This is a genomic window from Bacillus sp. MYb78 (assembly GCF_002975115.1).
In the GTDB taxonomy this organism is placed as follows: domain Bacteria; phylum Bacillota; class Bacilli; order Bacillales; family Bacillaceae_G; genus Bacillus_A; species Bacillus_A cereus.
This window is the reverse complement of sequence record NZ_PCOB01000002.1, coordinates 552,451-573,584: the sequence shown is the minus strand read 5'-3', so window position 1 is coordinate 573,584 and position 21,134 is coordinate 552,451. Positions and strand designations below refer to the sequence as shown.

The following is a 21,134-nucleotide window of genomic DNA, read 5'->3' as shown; positions in this document are numbered from 1 at the left end:
TTGTCATACGGAACTTTATTTTTTCTTCGATAACCAATCAGCTACTTTAGTGGCTTGATCAGCTGGAACTATATTAGCAGGCATATTGCCCTTTCCTTTCGAAAGAATTTCTTTAATTTCATCCTTTGAAAGTTTCCCACCAATTTTTTGTAAGTTAGGTCCTACTGCCCCTTGTAACTGATCACCGTGGCAGCTCGTACAGCTTTGCTTCACAATATCCTCTGGTTTTGATGCTGTTTGTGCTGGCTTCCCGCCATTTTTTGCATCAGCTAACTCTTTAGATTTATTTAGCCCCTGAAATGAAAATACAAACATAACGATAATACCCAATGCTGCAATAAGAGCGAACGGAATCAGCGGATTACGTTTCATATCTCTTCTCCCCCCTCTATACCCCTAAATAGTTAGATGATTCAGTCATTTCCATTGTACTTGAAAACGCTCTATCAGAAAAGAGAAAACTACTACTTGTTAAAAATATTCCATAAATTCAGTTTATTGTTTTTTATTGTCATATAGCTTATTATTTCGATAATTATTAACGTTTCTCATCATATTTTTCGCTTTTCTACATATATTTTTGTATAGAATAAACAAAATTAATCGAAAAATCGAAAAATGAGCATTTGCAAATCAAAAGACAATTCTGTAAAATAAATTACAAGAAATTGTAATCGTTGCCGATAGCTAAATTTTAACAAAAATTAACAAAATAAAAAAGTTTACTTCACAAAGGTGAAGTAAACTTAAAAAATAACCTATTCTAAGAAATCCTTAAGACGCTTACTACGACTTGGATGTCTTAATTTGCGAAGTGCTTTTGCTTCAATTTGACGGATACGCTCTCTCGTTACGCCGAATACTTTCCCAACTTCTTCAAGCGTACGAGTTCGTCCATCATCTAAACCGAAACGAAGACGCAGAACATTTTCTTCACGATCTGTTAGTGTATCTAACACATCTTCTAATTGTTCTTTTAGCAATTCATAGGCTGCATGGTCCGCAGGCGATGTTGCTTCTTGGTCTTCAATAAAGTCACCTAAATGGGAGTCATCTTCTTCACCAATTGGTGTTTCAAGAGAAACTGGCTCCTGTGCAATTTTTAAGATTTCACGTACTTTTTCTGGAGCAAGATCCATTTCTTCACCAATCTCTTCAGGAGACGGTTCGCGACCTAAATCTTGTAATAATTGACGTTGTACACGAATTAACTTATTAATCGTTTCAACCATATGAACTGGAATACGAATTGTTCGCGCTTGGTCCGCAATCGCACGTGTAATAGCTTGGCGAATCCACCAAGTTGCATACGTACTAAATTTGAAACCTTTACGATAATCGAACTTTTCAACAGCTTTAATTAGACCCATATTACCTTCTTGAATTAAGTCTAAGAAAAGCATACCACGGCCTACGTAGCGCTTTGCAATACTTACTACAAGACGTAAGTTTGCTTCTGCAAGACGACGTTTCGCTTCTTCATCGCCTTCTTCAATACGCGTTGCAAGTCGAATTTCTTCTTCTGCAGATAGTAAGTCTACACGACCAATTTCTTTTAAATACATACGAACAGGATCGTTGATTTTAACCCCAGGTGGTACACTTAAATCATTGAGGTCAAACTCTTCTTCTGTTTTTGTAATTTGGCGATTATTAGGGCCTTCTTCGTTGTCATTATCACCAACTAAGTCAATGCCTTGTTCACCTAAATATTCATAGTATTCATCCATTTGATCGGATTCAATTTCAAATCCATTCATGCGTTCTGCAATCTCTTCATATGTAAGAACGCCACGTTTTTTTCCGAGCTCAGTGAGTTGTTCTTTCACTTGCTCAAGGGTCATTTCAGTTTCAATTTGTTTAGAACGAGCTGGTTTGTCAGCCATCTGTTCCCCTCCTTACGCGAGATACAAACATTCATTATACTAAAACTTTATCAAAAAAGCTATTTTCTCGCTTTTTGATTTTGTAAATATGCTACATAATATTTAGCAGCCTCTACAGGATCTGTTTTTTCCATTTGTTTCACTTTAAAGATGATCTCCATCTTTTCAAGTTTTTCCTGATGCCGTCTAAGCGTCTCCAAATGGCCTTGCAACACTTCTTCTGTGTATTCTGGATTAATAAATTCATCCGTCGAAATATCAGTGATAATATTTTTCAACTTTTCATCAGAGAGCCAACTTAAAAATGTTCCGACTGAAGGTTCATTTCCCTTTTCATAATATGCGTATAGTTCATATAAAATCCCTTTATGTTCTTCTGTATGAAAATCTTCTATATGGGATTCCATACGAACAGCTACTTCTGCACTTTGCAACATATGGTAAATAATTTCTCTTTCCGCTCTTTCAAAACCTGTTAACTTCGGTTTTGTTTGAACGACTTGAGACGGTTTAGCAACCTGCTTTATTTGTTTTTGCTGTACCTTTTGTTCTTTGCGATATTGGTGCAATTGATTCAAAAGTGTTTCCATTGAATACGAAAATTCTTGCGATAATGACTTCAAATATGACTCTGCCTGCATCGCATCTTGTAACAACGATAACTCTTTTAAAACACTTTTCACATATTCTTCTTTGCCAGACTCATCTTGCAAATTTTTCCCTAAACGCAAATAATTTATTTTAAAACCAACAAAACTCACACTTGATTTCACAAGATTTTCAAAAGCGGTAGTCCCATATTGTTGCACATATTCATCAGGATCAAGCTTATCTGGCAAGGATGTGACTTTCACTTGGCAACCAACTTTTAGCAATAATTGCCCTGCTTTCATCGTCGCTTCTCGCCCTGCTTTATCACCATCATAGCAAAGAACAACAGTTTCAACGTTACGTCGCAGAAGTTTTGCTTGTTCTTCAGTTAAAGCTGTTCCCATTGTCGCAACAGCTTCTTCCACACCACTTTTTACCGCAGCTAGTACATCGGCATATCCTTCAAAAAGAACCACTTGCCCACGCTTTCTAATAAACGGTCTTGCTTGGTGGAAGTTATACAACAATTTACTTTTGTGAAAAATCGGTGTTTCAGGGCTATTTAAATATTTCGGAGTGTCATCCCCTAACGCCCTTCCACTAAACGCTATCACCTTACCTTGTAACGTATAGATCGGGAACATAACTCTTCCACGGAAGCGATCGTAATGACTACCATCCTTCTCACTTCTTATTAGAAGGCCAGCTTGTTCCATACTAGACAGCGATAAACCTCTTTTTTGTAAAATTTTCGTCGCTGCATCCCAAGCAGGTGATGCATAACCAATTTCAAACTTCTCAATCATCTCTTTCGTAATACCACGGTTTAATAAATATGAAAGTGCTTCATTTCCCTCTTCCGTATTTACTAATAAATGATGATAATACTTTTTCAATAATTCATGAGCTTGTTGCATGATGACAGTGTCATCAGATATGTCTTCTTGTTGTCCTTGTCCTGATGTGTACTCTGCAACCGCAATTCCATTTCTTTCGCCTAGCTTTTGAACAGCCTCGGTAAAAGCCAGTCCTTCCATTTTCATTAGAAAGGAAAATACATTTCCACCTTCTCCACATCCGAAGCAATGAAAAATTTGCTTATCAGATGAAACAGAGAATGAAGGAGAATTCTCACCATGAAATGGACAAAGGCCGAAATAGTTACGCCCCTGTTTTCTAAGTTGAACGTATTCACCAATGACTTCTACAATATCGGATGATGTCCGAATCTGTTCAACAACTTCTTCGGGAATTCTGTTCCCCATAACTCCATCTCCGTGTCGTATTTTGTATTCGATATAAATTAAAAAATTCCTTTATAATTCGACAATATTTTTCTAAACTTGTTAGAAAGTGTTGCCGATTACATTGTATAAACGATTTTGAACCTTCCCTATTGGTCCTTTATCTGCATAAATCGCATATACATACTTGCTATATAAAATTGTATACATTTGCTCATCTGTTACAAATGTATCTCTTAGAAACAATACATATACACCTTTTTACAAGAAGAGTAGCAAGCCACATATACTGTTTGATCTTGAGATCTGTAACTTTTTCATGTTGATCCATATAACAATCAACTCCATTTTGTTCAGTATCTACAATGATCCAATTGCCTTGCTATTTCCTTAAAGGATGAGCATATGATGCGACAAACAAAATTCCGACATGAAATTCCGCTCCAACTTGCACAATTTCAGCCTTCACGGGATATACATCTACACCAACTAATATGTTGTTGATGTTTTGCATATTTCTGTATTCTACATCCCTTCTGTGAATCCTTCCATAATGTGCGTTTTCTTGTATAGATTTTGTCGATTTAACGTAATTACATGTCTTTTTCGTAAATCCTATCCCTAGTTTATTCTGAAAAATTAAAGTCTAAACGTAAAATATAGGTTTTTATCACAATTTTTTATTATAATATATTTTCTTCAACTACGCTACATATCCCTTTATTTTTTCAGCTTACATTTCAGGATGACAAACTCACACCTTGAATATACTAAAAGACAAAGGAGTATAAGTATAACCATTACACTACAATCTATTACAAAATCCATAGGTATCATATTTCACACGAGCGAAAAAAGCACATTCACCTTTGGTAAATGTGCTAAAACATTTTTTGGTTTTGCACTGCATTCACAATAATATTTGCTGTTTCTTCAATCGCTTTATTCGATACATCGATTACTTGGCAATTTATTTTACTAATTACTTCCTCAAAGTGATCAATTTCTTCTTGAATACGATTAATATTTGCATATGTTGCTCCATCACTTAATCCAAGTGATTTTAATCGTTCTTTTCGAATATGATTTAACTTATCTGGCGTAATTTTCAAACCGAAACATTTTTCTTTTGCCACTTGATATAGTTCTTCAGGTGGGTCAACTTCTGGCACGAGTGGTACATTCGCAACTTTCAAGCGTTTGTTATGAGCTAAATATTGGGAAAGTGGTGTTTTTGATGTACGCGAAACACCAATCAACACGATATCTGCTTTTAAAATACCTCGTGCATCTCTGCCGTCATCATACTTCACAGCAAACTCAATCGCTTCAATCTTTTTAAAGTATTCTTCATCTAACCTACGGACAACACCTGGCTCATATCTCGGCACTTGCCCCGTAATTTCTTCAATTTGATCAATAAGAGGGCCGATAATATCGTATGCCTCTACCCCTTCTTTTGCAGCCTCTGTTACTAAATACTGGCGCATATCAGGCTTAACTAACGTAAAACATATAAGTGCTTGATTACTCTTAGCAATCGAAATCACTTCTTTTAATGTCCCTGTATCTTCTACATACGGTACACGTCTAATATCAGGAGCAAACGGGAATTGCCCCATTGCTGCTCGAACAACCAAATCAGCCGTTTCCCCTACAGAGTCAGATACGACATATACGATTTTATTATCCATTACATTACCTCACTTTAAACAAATTACACTTATTCGTTATTTACTAAATTTACAAACGCACGTGTAATATTTGTCTTTGTAATTCGCCCAATCACTTCTAAACCTTGTTTCGTATCTTTTACAACTGGCATTGCATCAATCTGTCTTTCTATTAATTCCATCGCAATATCATATAAAGAATCCTCTCTACGACACATCGCAATGTTTGGCATCCTTGTCATGATAATATTAACCGGAAGAGAGGTTAAATCCTGCTTTCCTAAGCTCGCTCTTAATAAATCTTTACGAGACACAACACCAACTAATAGAGTCATCTGATCTACAACGAACAATGTACCAACATCCTCTAAAAACATCGTACAAATTGCATCGTATACGGAAACATTTTTATCAATTACAACCGGTCTAGATTGATAATCTTGTACTTTAATTTTCTTAACAGCTTCAGATAATAGCTGCCCCCCAGTTTTACCCGTATAAAAATAACCTACGCGTGGACGTGCTTCTAAATAACCAGCCATCGTTAAAATTGCTAAGTCTGGTCTTAGCGTCGCACGTGTTAGACCCAATTGCGCTGCAATTGATTCCCCTGTAATAGGACCGTGATCTTTTACAATCTGAATGATATGTTCTTGCCGTTTATTCAGCTCTATGATAATCACCACCTTTAATGCACAACGAAAAAAGTTATACTATCTCTTAAATATTATATACTAAATATGCTATTCGAAAAAGAAAGTATGTAAAAAGGACCGTATACGGCCCAAAATTATATTTGAAACTTATCAAGTTGTTCTAAAAAACGTCTTGATTTCAAATAAATTCCGCAATATTCATCATAATATGTATTCAATACTAAACGCATTTGTTTTTTTGTGCTATCCTTTACCGATACATTTCCGAGCCTATGTAAATCGAAATGGAAGAAAAGACGTAATAATTTATGAACAGCTTCTCCTACCGGTATACGATATGGGTCTTGCTCTGCATGACGTGAGCACAGAAAACCGCCTTCCCTTACGGAGAAGGCGACAAAGTCTGTTTCTTGATGACAAATCGCACATGTATCAAAGTACGGGCGCATCCCTAATACCGGAAGCATTTTCGTTTGATAAATTAATGATAATACTTCTGGATCAACACCCTCACACATATAATGCAACGTTTGATATAACATTTCAAATAAATACGGATTATGTTTTTTATCTTCTGTTGCTTTATCAGTTAACTCAACAATAAATGATGCATAAGCAGTTAAAAATATATCCTCGCGAATTTCTTTCATAGTTGAAATAATCTCGCCTTGTTGCAATGTTCCAAGCCCAGATCCCATTTGAATAAGAAAATGGCCATGTGTCATTAATTGCGACACAGATGCTAATCGGCTTTTCGGTTTTTTTGCCCCTCTTGCCATTGCACTTACCTTACCAAGTTCTCTTGAGAATATTGTAACAATCTTGTTCGTTTCTCCGTAATCTGTCGTACGGATAACGATGCCCTCAACTTTTTGAAACATGTTCGTCACCATCCAAGGTTTGAACAAAACGGGTCAAGAAATTGGAGAGTCTAGATGCGCTAGCTCCTCTTCATGTTGATCCATCTCATCGTTTACGTCTTTTTCCATTTCTTTCAAAAGCAAGTACGTTTCAATGCTTCCTGTTTTGGAGAAAAACTTCCAGGTAAAATCTAGCATAAGAATCCACCTTTCTCAATAAGCGTAGCCTATAAACCAATTTCCTTTGTTGTTATTAAATTGACCCATTTTGTCCATTTTCATGTGAGAAAAATTTTTCCTAATTTATCAAAGTTCATAAAAACCAATAATCAGTGGATGAACCAACCATCCACTGATTACAACTTTACTCTATTTTAGTACTCATCCTCGCGGAAACCTAGGTCACGAAGCTGAGACATTTTATTACGCCAATCTTTTTGCACTTTTACCCATACTTCTAAAAATACTTTAGAACCAAGTAGCGCTTCAATATCAAAACGAGCTCGCTTACCAACTTCTTTTAACATTTTCCCTTGTTTTCCGATGATGATTCCTTTTTGTGATGCACGTTCAACAACAATCGTTGCATTTATATAAACTGCCCCGCCCTCACGCTTTTGAATCGCATCGATAACAACAGCCACAGAATGCGGCACTTCTTCACGTGTTAAATGTAGTACTTTCTCACGAATAAGCTCTGCAATAATAAATCTCTCCGGATGATCCGTTACTTGATTCTCTGGATAGTATTGTGGTCCTTCTGGTAAATACTTTTTAATTGTTCCAATTAAAGCGTCCACATTATTACCGTCTAACGCAGAAATTGGTACAATCTCTGCAAATTCATGTAGTTTACGATATTGATCAATTAACTCTAGTAATTGCTCTGGATGAAGTTGGTCAATTTTATTAATGACTAAAAATACTGGTTGTTTCGTTTCTTTTAATTTCTCAATGATGAATTCCTCACCACGACCAAATCCTTCAACTGCATTAACCATAAACAGAACAATATCAACTTCTTTTAATGTCGTTTGCGCCATCTTTACCATGAAGTCGCCTAATTTATGTTTAGGTTTATGTATTCCTGGTGTATCAATGAAAATAACTTGTGCATCATTTTCTGTATATACACCTTGAATTTTATTACGAGTCGTTTGTGGCTTATCACTCATAATAGCAATTTTCTGGCCGATAATACGGTTTAAAAATGTAGATTTTCCAACATTCGGTCTGCCAATAATAGAGACAAAACCTGATTTATAACCTTTTCTATTCATGTAAATCCTCCGCTAAAAATGCTCCTGGTAACAATTCTCCGACTGTCGTCTCTTGAACGTCACCATGTAAGTTTGATAAGTATACTTTCGTATCCTGTTTACATAATTCTACCATAACTTGTCGACATGCTCCACAAGGAGGTACTGGGCGCTTTGTATCTGCTACAACCGCAATGGCTACAAATTCTTTATCTCCTTCAGAAACCGCCTTAAATAAAGCTGTTCTTTCAGCACAATTACATAAGCCATATGATGCATTCTCAACATTACACCCACGATATACTTTTCCACCGCGCGTTAATAATGCTGCACCTACTTGAAATTTAGAATATGGTACGTACGCTTGTTTACGCGCTTCGATTGCTTCTAGAATTAATTGTTTACTATTCATATTCCCGCATCCTTCCTGTTCACAGCTATGAAGAGATACACTCTCTCATTAAAGGCCCTTACAGCACTTCCAAAGCTTAATAAAAGCTTCGGAATGCAACTATACCATATACGGTAAAAAGATAATAGCACCAATTATAAAAGCTATAATTGCAAACAATAAAACCGCTCCTGCCGCAACATCCTTTGCAATTTTTGCAAACGGATGAATATCGGCAGTCGCTAAATCTACCGTTTTTTCCACAGCCGTATTTACCATCTCTAAACTCATTACACTCCCTATTACAATAAGTAATATCATCCACTCTATTTTCGTAATATGGAAATAAAAGCCGCAGCATATAACAATGACTGCGGCTAAATAATGGATTTTCATATTTCGTTCATGACGAAAACAAAAGAATATACCAGCTATAGCATATCCAAAACTATCTATAAGTTTTCCTTTTTTCATCGTCCTAATCCAAAAGCTTCTAAAATTTCTTTTTGTCTTCCGAACATTTCATTTTCATCTTCTTCTGTCATGTGATCATAACCAAGTAAATGTAAAAAGCCATGTAACGCCAAAAATCCAAGTTCACGATCGAAAGAATGTCCGTACTCTTCAGCTTGCTCTTTCGCCCTTGGAATAGAGATAATAAGATCCCCTAACATGCGCGGCATCTCTGCACCAACAATCTCCATTTCTCCTTCTCCCATCTCTTCCATGGCAAAGGATATTACATCTGTAGGTTGATCTTTATCTCGGTAATCACGATTAATTTCTCTAATGCGCTCATTATCTACAAATGTCACCGATACCTCCGCACCATCCTCGATATTTTCCATTTGAGCTGCTTTTTCTAACACTTCACGAATTAAACTCATATACTCTTCTTTTACTTCTTCTGTTTCATCAATAAAATCAATTAACAAACTCATTCTTTCTCCTTTTCTTCCGGAGGTTCCGGATATGTAATACGCGAATGGAAAATACCATTTAACGTTTCACACAACGTTTTCCCAACGATTTGTAGTTCCTTAAACGTCAAATCACATTCACTAAATTGACCGTCTTGCAGTCGATCTTTAATAATACTTTGCACCAAATTATTAATTTGTTCTGGCGTTGGGTGATTCATAGAACGTACCGCAGCTTCTACACTATCAGCAATACCAACAATTGCCGATTCTTTCGAAGTTGCTTTTGAACCTGGATAACGGAACATCTCTTCTGTATATTTTTCTTTATCCTCTTTAATAGCTTTATAATAAAAATATTTCAGTAACGTTGTACCGTGATGTTGCCCAGCGATATCAATAATTTCTTGTGGAATATGATATTCTTCGAGCATTCTTACTCCATCCGTTACGTGAGCAATTATAATATCTTTACTCGTTACAGGATCTAATTTATCATGCGGATTTTCAATTCCCATTTGGTTTTCAATAAAGAATTGCGGTTGTACTGTTTTTCCTACATCATGATAATATGCCCCTACACGCGCTAATACACCATTTGCCCCAACTGCTTCACAAGCAGCCTCAGAAAGATTCGCTACCATTACACTATGATGATATGTCCCTGGCGCTTCTAACAAAATTCTGCGTAAAAGCGGATGATTTGGACTTGATAGTTCCATAAGCTTCATACTTGATACGATTCCAAGTCCACTTTCTAAATATGGTAAAATCCCCATAGCCAAAACGGATGATATAATCCCTGAAAGTGAAGCCATTAATAATTGCGTACCAATTTCAAGAGGCGAAAAATTCCCATTACGTAATAATAAGAGCGCCGCTAATACGACTACATTTAATACAGAAACGAGTATACCAGCTTGTAAAATCATTGTACGACGATTTTTTTCTCGCAAGAAAATACTAACCGATAATGAACTTAACAATACGTAAATCCCTACACTATAATTTAATGTACTCGTTACTCCTTCATTAAACATAATACTTCCGCATACAGAAAAAATCATACTCGTTAAAAAGACAAATCGATCACCAATCATTAGTTTTACAAGTATTGTTCCCATCGCAACTGGGACAACATATGCAATCCCTGCGTATTCAAGTTTTTGAAACAAACTAATGATTTTCATTAAGACGATTGTGATAGACAAAATTGTAATATACGCTAAAACATACGGTCTATCTTCTCTTTTTCTCTTTAAAAATAATTCAAATTGTTTATGCATAAAGTATAGTAATACACCAATGAGTACCGCTAATCCAACATAAGGTTGAAAGCCGTTCCCTTTTTCTAACAAACCAACTAATTTCAACTGATTATACACATCACTTGAAATCGTTTCACCTTCTCTAACAAGAACTTGTCCTTGAAGAATATAAACAGGTGGAACTAAATCTTCCTCTGCTTTTCTCTTCTCTTTCGTTAAGATCGGGTCATAAAAATAGTTCGCTGAAATTGCATATCTTCCTAGCGCCTTAATTGACTCTTTTAAACCATTATCAACATTAACACTATTCATCTCACTTACATATCGTTCTTTCGCATCTTTCAATTCGTCCATTTTAATATGCTCAGTCATGATACTATTAATCGCTGTGACCGCAGCATCTTTCGCTAATACTAATTGGCTCGAATCTGCATTAATCAAATTTAGTAAGTTTGAATCAGATAATTCTTTCGTTAAGTCAGCGGGTAGTTTCTTTTTTAACTTATCCACTTTCTCAGCATCAGTCATCTTTTTTTGATCATCCGGTCCAACAGCTTTAATCTCTTGCACCACTTCATCCACTTTAGCAAAGACGTCATTCACAATATCAACTTTGTTTTGTTTATACTCACTTTTATATGTATATTGATCTTCAACTTTTGTAGCGGCTTCTTTTTTCTTTTTATCCGTTGTAACTTTATCTTCAATTTTTATAGGAGAATGGATTGTCTTTTTCGCAATAGAATACATATTAACATCTAATTGTTCTGGTTTTACATTATTCATAAGCGCAAAAAACAGCACTGCTCCTAACACAACGTAAGAAATCCAACTTAGTTTTTTCGAATGTTGTAAATTACGAAACCACTTAGAAATTTCTTGAGATCTTGACATGATTTCAATACCTTCTCCTCTCCAGAAATAAAGTGAAACTATTTATAGCTTTCATTTCTTCTACCCAACGATACTTTGAGGCAACATTTTACACACCAGTACCTATAGTTTATTTTCCTTATCTTTCATGATAGTAAAAAATATGACGTTCGCCAACCTTATCATACAAAAAGAAATGATCCTGACAAATAGGATCATTCCATTTTATCATATGCCTCAATAATACGTTGCACCAATGGATGTCTCACAACGTCCGTTTGTTCTAATGTAATAAATGACAGACCTGATACACCAGATAAAATATTAGCAGCTATAGATAGCCCTGATTTTACCCCTTTTGGCAAGTCTACTTGTGAAGGGTCCCCTGTAATAACCATTTTAGAGCTAAAACCTAATCTTGTTAAAAACATTTTTATTTGAGCACCCGTTGTATTTTGAGCCTCATCTAAAATAACAAATGAATCATCAAGCGTACGCCCCCTCATATAAGCAAGCGGAGCTATTTCAATTACTCCTCGCTCCATCATACGCTGCGTATATTCTTGTCCAAGAATATCATGTAAGGCATCATATAATGGACGTAAGTATGGATCTACCTTCTCTTTCAAATCCCCTGGTAAAAAACCTAAATTTTCTCCAGCTTCTACAGCAGGTCTTGTTAAAATAATTTTCTTTACATATCCTTGTTTTAAAGCTCTCACAGCCATTACTACAGCTAAGTATGTTTTTCCAGTTCCTGCAGGCCCTATCCCAAAGACAATATCATTCTTCTTCATCGCATGAATATATCTTCTTTGCCCCATTGTTTTTACACGAATGGATTTACCTTTTGCAGTCTTGAAAATTTCTTCTTCATATAACTCTTCAAATTGAGCAATTTTCCCTTGTTGCGCGAGCTGAATTGCATACGCAACATCTCTCTCTGAAATTGATATACTTTTACGAATTACAACAAGTAATTGCTGTAAGATTTTTTCTACGAGTGTCACCGTTTCAACTGCTCCAGATACATGAACAGTTTCTCCTCTAGTTACGATCGATACATTCAGTTCTCGTTCAATTACTTTTAAATGTGCATCATTGACTCCAAAAAGAGCGATTGCTTCGTTAGTATTTTCCAATTGTTGGTTCATTTCTACTAATTGTTCTGCCATTACTCAGTCTCCTTGAATATCGGATTCGGATATTGGTTGTGGCTCTGCAATATTTTCAACCACAGTATAATGCAATGTGACTTTTAGTTGATCCGCCTCAACCTCTTTACTCAAAATCTTATCACTTACAATCATAGCATGTTCATCCAATTTTTTCTTTAGTTCTTTTTCGGCCATCTCCTTCGCTACTTTCAGCGCTTGCTTTTCTGTATATTCTCGATTCGCTTCTTCCTCTTCTCTCACAACATCTTTTTCATATGCAATCGGCAGTGTAAAACCAAATAATTTCACATCATGCTTTACACTTTCAGTACGAGAGCGTTTATACTTATCATGCTGAAATCCCCATATTTTTATTTTCGTATCCCCGAATTTAAGAAAATGTTCATTGTATACATTACCAGTATACACTTGGAATTGCGTCTTTAGCGGAACATCTACCTTAGATGTATACCACGTTTCGCCATACACAATACCTTTCGCTGAAACAATCGTCGGACTTTCCTCATTACCATATATTCCCGATACGAGAATCTGCCCTTTTTCTACATGATCATTCTTCAGTACAACCGGCTTTCCAACTTCTACAAACGTTTTTGTAATAATCGCTTCTTTTTTTGCTACTAAATTTTGCGGCCTTTGTTCCTTTTCTTTTTTTGGTTCGTTTTTTTCAACAATTTTAAAATGATACGTCGTTCCTCTTACTTCTAGTCCCGCCCAAGTAATGGCATTAATATTATCTGTCAAATGGCGTTGTACATCTTCTACATTCGGCATTTGAAATTGTAGTTTCCCTTTTTTAATACCCATTTTATCCAATTCTTTCATCAATATATATTCTGTTTCGGGTTTTGCTCCTGTAATTTCAATTTTCCAAACCATATTTGACATTGCAATCACGCCAAAAAAGAAAATTAAAAACCCAATTAAAAATCCACTATTTTTAATTAAACGCTTATTCCAAAAAGGAAAACCATAACGTCCAATAAAATATAATTTACATTCATTTTTTCTATAAATTGGTTTTATTTTTTTCACATCGCGTAACAACATACAAAAAACTAACGTTTCATCAGCTATTTTCTTAACATCCCAAACTAACAAATTCCTCCGTACACATTCATTAACAAACCGTTCCGCTCCTCTACCTTCAATCCGCACTTTTACATATCCAAGCCACTTTATAAACCATTTATTTTTCATTTACCACCTTCACTGCCTTTCTAAAAGTAGATATACTACTTTTTATTTGAAGCATTAAAATAGCTCGTACTAAAATGAAACAAATTAAAACTGTAATCGGTCTCTATCAACAAAACTTTTACAGGATAAAGAAGAAAAACTTCACAAATGGAAGTTTCACTTCAATCACCTTTTTTTTCATTTTCTAAAAATGTTACTTGCTCAATTATCCCTTCGAGTAAAAGCTCTTCTGGAAGAATCGTTTTAATAACAAAGGATTGTCCTTTAATTAGTAATTGACCATGTTTTAAAAGCAATCGCACTTCTTTATCTGAAAACACTAATAGCCCCCGATGATTTTCTATATAAATATGTATTTGCCCAACAAGAGTAATCCGAGGCAGATCCATTAATACATCCACTGGTAGGTCTACTTGTTTTGTTAACCAATTTTTCATTTGTTCTAATTTCTTCATCTCGAAAGACCCCCTCCTCATCCCATATATATGTATTTCTTCACAAGTGCCTATCGTGTTATAACGACTTCACTAACATAACTATATTCTGTAAGAGTTCATCTCATGTTAATTAAAACAGTCGCTATATGAAATCATATTTATCAGGACAATGATGGATCAGAGAATGTTACCCATAATAATAGAAGTATTAATACAAGAATATGCACCCTCAGGGGATATCAGTACAAGTTAAATTAAGAAATTGAGCCTAGCAAGAAGTTGGAAACTTGAAAAAACCTGTTACAATTCGTTCTGGACGTGACATACTGACCATAAAATAAGTAGTTGTCATTCATTAGACAAATGAGATAAAATCCGAAAAAGGAAATTGCTCCACTCTGAATTTTGCGGTGTAAGTAAGAATATTTTATAGGTGGTTGTTATATGAATTTCAAAAAAATATTAGGATTCATTAAAAAACAAAAAAATGAATTAATAAGCGAAGAAATACGAAAGGAAATTGGATTTAGTCAAGAAATTTTGAATGTTATAAAACAAGCTACTAACAGCAGCATCCAGCCCTTTTATGCAACTGATTCAAAATCTAAAATAGCCGGAGTCTCTTTCGTTACCTTTGAGGATTATGCTGAACAGCAAGTTATAAAACTTCAATCTGAGGTTCAGAAGCTTGGATACTTAGCTTTTATTTGCGAAAGAAGTTTTAGTCAAGGAAGTAAGAGTGAGTGTAGAATTGCAATTACACAAGGAAATGGCCAATTTGATATCCTTACAATCCAACAAACAAATGGCGTTAATTACGAAGTTAGCAATATAGATGTTATTTTTAAACTAAGAAAATGGAATGATCGCTATCCTTTTATCATAATCGGTGCAGATCATGACTGGGTTGATGCCATTTTTAGCGCGTTACCTACAGACGAAGAAATGCAATCTTTCGCGCAAGAAATGTATGAATTTTGTCCAGATATAGTGGAACAAGGAACAGAAAGCATTGAGGAGTTAGTCGAAGAAATTAAGAAAACGAAAAAGCTTTTTTTATGGTGGGATTAATCATAACTAAGGCCGTTACTTTTTTTACATACCAGAGGCGTTTCTATCACTTACAGAAACGCTTTTTAAGCAATATAGCGTTTTTCCTTAATAAGAACAATAAAAAAACGTCTCATACGAAATGAGACGTTTTTTTATGCTAATAGCTGGATAACCAACTTATTCACAAGTGATCCGTCTGTTTTACCTTTTACTTTCGGCATAACAGCAGTCATCACCTTACCCATATCTGCTTTAGAAGTCGCACCAACTTCAGAAATAACTTGCTTGATTACATCAACTAGTTCTTCTTCAGTTAATTGCTCTGGCAAATATGCGCTTAAAATCTGAATTTCACTTTGCAGTTTATTAACAAGGTCTTCACGACCAGCTTTTTTAAATTCAAGGAGGGAGTCCTTATACTGTTTTACTTCACGAGCTAAAACTGTTACTTCCTCTTCTTCAGTAAGAGTATGTTGCAGTTTAATACCTTCATTTTGTAAAGCAGCCTTAACCATACGAATAACGGTTAATTTTTCTTTTTGTTTATTCTTCATCGCTTGTTTCATATCATCGTTTAAACGACCGAGAAGACTCATAACTTACACCCTCTCTTAGAATTTACGCTTTCTTGCCGCTTCAGATTTCTTCTTACGTTTTACACTTGGTTTTTCATAAAACTCGCGCTTTCTTGCTTCAGCAAGTGTACCAGTTTTAGAAACCGATCTTTTAAAACGGCGAAGTGCATCCTCCAAAGACTCGTTTTTACGAACGACTGTTTTTGACATTCTCTTTCCCTCCCTCCGAAACATCACACTTACATACTAACTTCAGCATGCAAAAAGAAACACTTCTTCAGCATGTCTTTTACGATTATAATACATTTTATCACTTCAGGTCAACTATTTGGCAGAATAAAAGAAGAATAGAAGCATTTCCTTTTCAAAAGTTATACAAATAGCTAGTATCCTTCTTTCATGAAGACAACTATATTTTTATCATTTCAACTTTTTTCATACAGGGATGCACGAAACGCCTCTCCACCTTCTAGTACTTAACCGCTTCAAATAAAGAAAGCATGCAAACCGTTTCCGGTTGCACGCTCTTTTTTATGCGCTTGCTGATTCTTTTTTCACATCATCTTCAATAACACGAACAAATTGCGCTTCGTTATATGGATAGCCAGCTTTCGTAATTTTCACTTTCACTAGCTTACCAATTAATTCTTCTGATCCTTCAAATACAATTTTCAAGTAGTTATCTGTATACCCTACATATAACCCTTCACGGTCGCCGTCTTTAAATTGCTCTTCTGGAATGATTTCAAGCACTTCACCTTCAAACGCTGATGCATATTCTTTCGCTAATTGATTAGATAGCTCAATTAAACGATGAACACGATCGTTCTTCACATCTTCAGGAACTTGATCTTCCATGCGTGCTGCAGGTGTTCCTGTACGTTTTGAATAAGGGAACACGTGTAACTCAGAGAAGCGGTTCTCTTTAATGAAATTGTATGTTTCCATGAATTCTTCTTCTGTTTCACCTGGGAAACCAACGATTACGTCAGATGTAATCGCAAGGCCTGGTAACGCTTCTTTCAAACGATCTAAACGCTCTTGGAAGAATTCCATCGTATATTTACGACGCATACGTTTTAATACAGTATTAGAACCAGATTGCAACGGAATATGCAAGTGACGTACAACTACTTCAGATTTATCTAACACTTCAATTACTTCATCTGAAATTTGACTCGCTTCAATAGAAGAAATACGAAGACGTTTTAATCCGCCTACTTCCGCTTCCATATCACGAAGTAATCCAGCTAAGTTATAATCTTTTATATCTTCGCCGTATCCACCTGTATGAATACCCGTTAATACGATTTCTTTATAGCCTGCATCCACTAATTGTTGTGCTTGTTTAATAACCTCTTTTCCATCACGAGAACGCATTAAACCACGCGCCCAAGGAATGATACAGAATGTACAGAAGTTATTGCAACCCTCTTGTATTTTTAAAGACGCACGTGTACGATCCGTGAAATAAGGTACATCAAGTTCTTCGTACACACGTGTTTTCATAATATTGCGGACAGCATTAATTGGTTGACGCTCTTTACGGAATTCTTCGATGTAACCTAACATCTTTTCACGATCCTGTGTACCAACTACAATATCTACACCTGGAATCGCCATAATTTCAGCTGGAGATGTTTGTGCATAACATCCCGTTACGCAAATAACTGCATCTGGATTTTGACGCACAGCACGTCTGATTACTTGACGGCTTTTTTTGTCCCCAGTATTCGTTACTGTACATGTGTTAATAACATATACATCAGCTTTCTTTTCATATTCTGTTCTTTCATAACCACCTTGTTTAAACAATTGCCAAATGGCTTCTGTTTCATAGTGGTTTACTTTACAACCTAACGTATGGAACGCAACAGTTGACATTGATCATCACCCCATCAATTCAAAATGATACGAAGCAGCACTTAACGCGTATAACGGCGCCGTTTCTGTTCTTAAAATTCTTGGTCCTAAACTACATGGTACAAATTTATGTTCACGAAGCGCTGTAATCTCTTCCTCAGCTAAACCGCCTTCTGGGCCAAATACAATCAATAGCTTTTGACCTGGTTTCATTGTCGTTAAAGCTTTCGCAAAATTAGATTTCTCGCCTTGTTTCGCTTCCTCTTCGTAAGCAACAAGACAAACATCATACTCACCACTCATTGTAAGCAGTTGCTTAAATGATGCCGGAGCATGTACTTCCGGAATTTCACTTCTATGTGATTGTTCCGCAGCTTCTTTCACAATTTTTCTTAAACGCTCAACCTTTTTATCAGCTTTTTTCGCATCCCATTTTACGATAGAGCGAGATGCTTGAAATGGTAAGAATGCAGCTGCCCCAAGCTCAGTTCCTTTTTGAAAAATCAACTCTAGCTTGTCTCCTTTTGGCAGTCCACTTGCAATCGTCACGAAAACAGGAAGTTCACTTGACGCCTCTACCCATTCTACAATAGCCGTATTAATAAATTCACTGGTAATTTCATCAATTGAACATACTGCTGTTTTTCCGTTTACACAGCAATAAATTTGATCGCCAGCTGTCATACGCATTACTCTCGCAATGTGATGTACATCATCACCTACAATGCGAATTTTTGCTTCACTTACATGTTTTTCTTCTACAAAATAACGTTGCATATAATCACCTTAGTAGAGTTTCGTTCCTTTCGTAAGTCAACACTTACGAAAAGAACGAAACATTATCATTTTTCATATAACAAACGGCAAGTCCCTCACCTTATAGTGAGAGACTCCCCTTTTCATTATAGACTAAAATCTATATTACGCATTTCGTGCAATAATTGCTACCCAATCTTCCATTCGTAACACTTCTTCAATTGTAAATCCAGCTTGTTCTAACGCCTCAGAAATTACTTTTTCCTTCGCAGCAATAATGCCCGATGTAATAAATAATCCACCTGACTTCACAACTCTCGCTGCATCTTCAGGGAATAAAAGAATAATTTCTGCTAATAAGTTAGCTACGATTAAATCAACAGGACCTTCAATACCTTCTAAAAGACTATTTTGCCCAACAGACACGATATCATCTGTTTTATTTAAACGCACATTCATTTCTGCACTTTCAACTGCAACCGGATCTAAATCATATGCTTGAACAGAAGACGCACCTAATTTTGCCGCTGCAATACTAAGCACACCAGAACCTGTTCCTACATCAATGATAGTGTCACCTGGCTGTACTGTTTTTTCTAAAGCACGAATACACATCGTTGTTGTTGGATGAGTTCCTGTACCAAACGCCATACCTGGGTCTAATTCAATGATTTTTTCATCAGGAGAAGATGGTGTATATTCTTCCCACGTCGGTACGATTGTGAATGTATCAGAAATTTGTACTGGATGGTAATATTTTTTCCAAGCAGTAGCCCAATCTTCTTCATTGACTTCGTTAACGGTAATATTTCCAGTACCAATTTCAATGTCGTAAGATGGAAGCACATCAATAGATGATTTTACACCTGCAATCGTTTCATGTAAAGAATCCGTTTGCGGGAAATATGCTTTTATTAATACACCTTCCGCCGGATATTCATCTGGATTCAATGCATAAATTTCACCATATTGTTGCTCGCGCTCTTTCGTTAACTCCGCTGGATCCTCAATCGCAACTCCGCTAGCACCAGCTTCATGTAAAATATGAGAGACAGCTTCTACTGCTTCTTCTGTTGTATGAATACTAATTTCTGACCATTTCACAATTTACCAACTCCATTTTTTATTTCCATTATTCCCCTTTGAAAGCACGTTTAAGCTTTCCGAATAAACTATCATCCTGCTCTTCTTGTCCTGCAAATTCACGTAATAAATCTTTTTGCTGCGAAGTCAATTTCGTCGGTACAACAACACGAACGACTACATATTGATCTCCTTGGCCGTATCCACGTACGTTCGGAGCACCTTTTCCTTTTAAGCGGAATTCTGTTCCAGTTTGTGTTCCTGCTGGAATTTTCAGCTTCACTTTACCATGAACAGTAGGAACTTCCACTTCATCACCAAGCGCCATTTGCGCAAATGTTAATGGCATTTCGCAAATAATGTGATCTCCTTCACGCTCGAAGAATTCATGATTTCTTACATGAACGACAACATATAAGTCTCCTGCTGGTCCGCCATTTACGCCGGCTTCACCTTTTCCAGACACACGAATTTGTTGACCATTATCGATACCCGCTGGAATTTTAACATTGATTTTTTTACGCTTACGAACTTTACCTGAACCGTGACATGTCGTACATTTTTCTTTAATAATTTGTCCAGTTCCTGAACAATGACCACAAGCTTGACGGTTTACGATACGACCAAACGGTGTGTTTTGTTCTACACTCACTTGACCAGAGCCTGAACAATGTTTACATGTTTCTTTTGAAGTTCCTGGTTTCGCTCCACTACCTTTACAAGTATCACATGGATCTTCTACTGGAATTTCCACATTTAATTCCTTACCAAAAATAGCTTCTTCAAAATCTAAAGTGACTTGATATTGTAAGTCAGCACCTTGGCGCGGAGCATTTGGATCACGACGTCTGCCGCCGCCACCGCCAAAGAAAGAACTAAATATATCTTCAAAACCGAAGCCACCGCCGAAGTCTCCTCCGCCGCCAAATCCACCGAATCCTTGATTTGCACCAGCATGACCAAATTGATCGTACTGCGCACGCTTTTGATCATCACTTAACACTTCGTATGCTTCTTGTACTTCTTTAAACTTTTCAATTGCATTTTCTTCTTTGCTTACGTCTGGATGGTATTTTTTAGCCAAACGACGATACGCTTTTTTTATTTCATCTGTTGAAGCGCCCTTGCTAAGTCCAAGGACCTCATAATAGTCTCGTTTACTCATAAATTTACAACCCCCGAATCTTTCACATAAACGTAATTTTAACACCGAAAGAAAGTGCTTTGCAACAAAGTTTCCTCACTTACAGTATGCAAAGCGAAAAACTTAAGATCCTCACACATCGCTTCTCATTCGTGAAAAAAGCCAAAGTCAAGGCACGCTTGACTTTGACTTTTTGTCATCTTACTTATTATGTTTACAGTTGA

The 21,134-nt window shown here is 36.2% G+C and carries 23 protein-coding genes; 1 reads left to right on the top strand and 22 read right to left on the bottom strand.

Going from position 1 to position 21,134, the window contains the following annotated elements; genetic code table 11:
* Positions 1-15: 15 nt before the first annotated feature.
* The 16 genes from cccA to yqfC form a co-directional block, all read right to left on the bottom strand.
* A complete protein-coding gene (gene cccA / locus CQ064_RS06965; RefSeq protein ID WP_000828142.1) occupies positions 16-372 on the bottom strand; it encodes a cytochrome c550 in 357 nt (118 codons plus the stop codon).
* A 386-nt stretch (positions 373-758) separates the two neighbouring features.
* Positions 759-1,886 carry an RNA polymerase sigma factor RpoD gene (gene rpoD / locus CQ064_RS06960; protein WP_000764066.1) on the bottom strand — a complete coding sequence of 376 codons (1,128 nt, stop codon included), beginning with the start codon at positions 1,884-1,886 and terminating at the stop codon, positions 759-761.
* Positions 1,887-1,945: 59 nt separating this feature from the next.
* Positions 1,946-3,742: a DNA primase gene (gene dnaG, locus CQ064_RS06955; RefSeq protein WP_000528221.1), complete on the bottom strand. Its 1,797-nt coding sequence runs from the start codon at positions 3,740-3,742 to the stop codon at positions 1,946-1,948.
* Between the two features lie 81 nt (positions 3,743-3,823).
* Entirely contained in the window at positions 3,824-3,967 is a 144-nt protein-coding gene (locus CQ064_RS33375; RefSeq protein WP_000479733.1) for a hypothetical protein, read from the bottom strand.
* A 635-nt stretch (positions 3,968-4,602) separates the two neighbouring features.
* Positions 4,603-5,415: a pyruvate, water dikinase regulatory protein gene (locus CQ064_RS06940; RefSeq protein WP_000368944.1), complete on the bottom strand. Its 813-nt coding sequence runs from the start codon at positions 5,413-5,415 to the stop codon at positions 4,603-4,605.
* A gap of 29 nt (positions 5,416-5,444) precedes the next feature.
* A complete protein-coding gene (gene ccpN / locus CQ064_RS06935) occupies positions 5,445-6,077 on the bottom strand; it encodes a transcriptional regulator CcpN (RefSeq protein ID WP_000583756.1) in 633 nt (210 codons plus the stop codon).
* 107 nt (positions 6,078-6,184) lie between these two features.
* The gene (recO, locus tag CQ064_RS06930; protein WP_000487009.1) at positions 6,185-6,931 is read right to left on the bottom strand and encodes a DNA repair protein RecO; all 747 of its coding nucleotides are present in this window, start codon (positions 6,929-6,931) and stop codon (positions 6,185-6,187) included.
* 33 nt (positions 6,932-6,964) lie between these two features.
* Entirely contained in the window at positions 6,965-7,108 is a 144-nt protein-coding gene (locus CQ064_RS06925; RefSeq protein WP_000883924.1) for a YqzL family protein, read from the bottom strand.
* 176 nt (positions 7,109-7,284) lie between these two features.
* Positions 7,285-8,190 (bottom strand): GTPase Era, encoded by a 906-nt coding sequence (era, locus tag CQ064_RS06920; protein WP_001080230.1) that lies wholly within the window; start codon positions 8,188-8,190, stop codon positions 7,285-7,287.
* Positions 8,183-8,581 carry a cytidine deaminase gene (locus CQ064_RS06915; RefSeq protein ID WP_001086285.1) on the bottom strand — a complete coding sequence of 133 codons (399 nt, stop codon included), beginning with the start codon at positions 8,579-8,581 and terminating at the stop codon, positions 8,183-8,185. Before CQ064_RS06915 ends, era begins: the two co-directional genes overlap by 8 nt.
* A 99-nt stretch (positions 8,582-8,680) precedes the next feature.
* Positions 8,681-9,034, bottom strand: a complete 354-nt coding sequence (locus CQ064_RS06910; RefSeq protein ID WP_000715463.1) for a diacylglycerol kinase family protein — start codon at positions 9,032-9,034, stop codon at positions 8,681-8,683.
* A complete protein-coding gene (gene ybeY, locus CQ064_RS06905; RefSeq protein ID WP_000054685.1) occupies positions 9,031-9,501 on the bottom strand; it encodes an rRNA maturation RNase YbeY in 471 nt (156 codons plus the stop codon). The genes CQ064_RS06910 and ybeY overlap by 4 nt, the downstream gene beginning before the upstream one ends.
* Positions 9,498-11,642, bottom strand: a complete 2,145-nt coding sequence (locus CQ064_RS06900; RefSeq protein ID WP_000091512.1) for an HD family phosphohydrolase — start codon at positions 11,640-11,642, stop codon at positions 9,498-9,500. The genes ybeY and CQ064_RS06900 overlap by 4 nt, the downstream gene beginning before the upstream one ends.
* A 194-nt stretch (positions 11,643-11,836) precedes the next feature.
* The gene (locus tag CQ064_RS06895; RefSeq protein WP_000840520.1) at positions 11,837-12,796 is read right to left on the bottom strand and encodes a PhoH family protein; all 960 of its coding nucleotides are present in this window, start codon (positions 12,794-12,796) and stop codon (positions 11,837-11,839) included.
* 3 nt (positions 12,797-12,799) lie between these two features.
* Complete coding sequence (gene yqfD, locus CQ064_RS06890) at positions 12,800-13,999, bottom strand: sporulation protein YqfD (RefSeq protein ID WP_000792498.1); 1,200 nt, start codon at positions 13,997-13,999, stop codon at positions 12,800-12,802.
* A gap of 161 nt (positions 14,000-14,160) precedes the next feature.
* The gene (yqfC, locus tag CQ064_RS06885; RefSeq protein ID WP_000732269.1) at positions 14,161-14,454 is read right to left on the bottom strand and encodes a sporulation protein YqfC; all 294 of its coding nucleotides are present in this window, start codon (positions 14,452-14,454) and stop codon (positions 14,161-14,163) included.
* A 426-nt stretch (positions 14,455-14,880) separates the two neighbouring features.
* Between yqfC and CQ064_RS06880 the strand changes: the two genes are divergently transcribed.
* On the top strand, positions 14,881-15,507 hold the full coding sequence (locus CQ064_RS06880) for a DUF4253 domain-containing protein (protein WP_001009613.1): 627 nt from the start codon (positions 14,881-14,883) through the stop codon (positions 15,505-15,507).
* Between the two features lie 134 nt (positions 15,508-15,641).
* Here CQ064_RS06880 and CQ064_RS06875 read toward each other — a convergent pair whose 3' ends face one another.
* From CQ064_RS06875 to dnaJ, 6 genes are all read right to left on the bottom strand, one after another.
* The gene (locus tag CQ064_RS06875; RefSeq protein WP_000054582.1) at positions 15,642-16,085 is read right to left on the bottom strand and encodes a GatB/YqeY domain-containing protein; all 444 of its coding nucleotides are present in this window, start codon (positions 16,083-16,085) and stop codon (positions 15,642-15,644) included.
* 15 nt (positions 16,086-16,100) lie between these two features.
* Positions 16,101-16,274, bottom strand: coding sequence for a 30S ribosomal protein S21 (rpsU, locus tag CQ064_RS06870; protein WP_000048061.1), 174 nt, complete (start codon positions 16,272-16,274; stop codon positions 16,101-16,103).
* Between the two features lie 321 nt (positions 16,275-16,595).
* The gene (mtaB, locus tag CQ064_RS06860; protein ID WP_000108678.1) at positions 16,596-17,948 is read right to left on the bottom strand and encodes a tRNA (N(6)-L-threonylcarbamoyladenosine(37)-C(2))-methylthiotransferase MtaB; all 1,353 of its coding nucleotides are present in this window, start codon (positions 17,946-17,948) and stop codon (positions 16,596-16,598) included.
* A 6-nt stretch (positions 17,949-17,954) separates the two neighbouring features.
* On the bottom strand, positions 17,955-18,704 hold the full coding sequence (locus tag CQ064_RS06855) for a 16S rRNA (uracil(1498)-N(3))-methyltransferase (RefSeq protein ID WP_001190142.1): 750 nt from the start codon (positions 18,702-18,704) through the stop codon (positions 17,955-17,957).
* A gap of 144 nt (positions 18,705-18,848) precedes the next feature.
* On the bottom strand, positions 18,849-19,787 hold the full coding sequence (gene prmA, locus CQ064_RS06850) for a 50S ribosomal protein L11 methyltransferase (RefSeq protein WP_000872103.1): 939 nt from the start codon (positions 19,785-19,787) through the stop codon (positions 18,849-18,851).
* A gap of 28 nt (positions 19,788-19,815) precedes the next feature.
* Positions 19,816-20,931 (bottom strand): chaperone protein DnaJ, encoded by a 1,116-nt coding sequence (dnaJ, locus tag CQ064_RS06845; protein ID WP_000043947.1) that lies wholly within the window; start codon positions 20,929-20,931, stop codon positions 19,816-19,818.
* Positions 20,932-21,134: the final 203 nt, after the last annotated feature.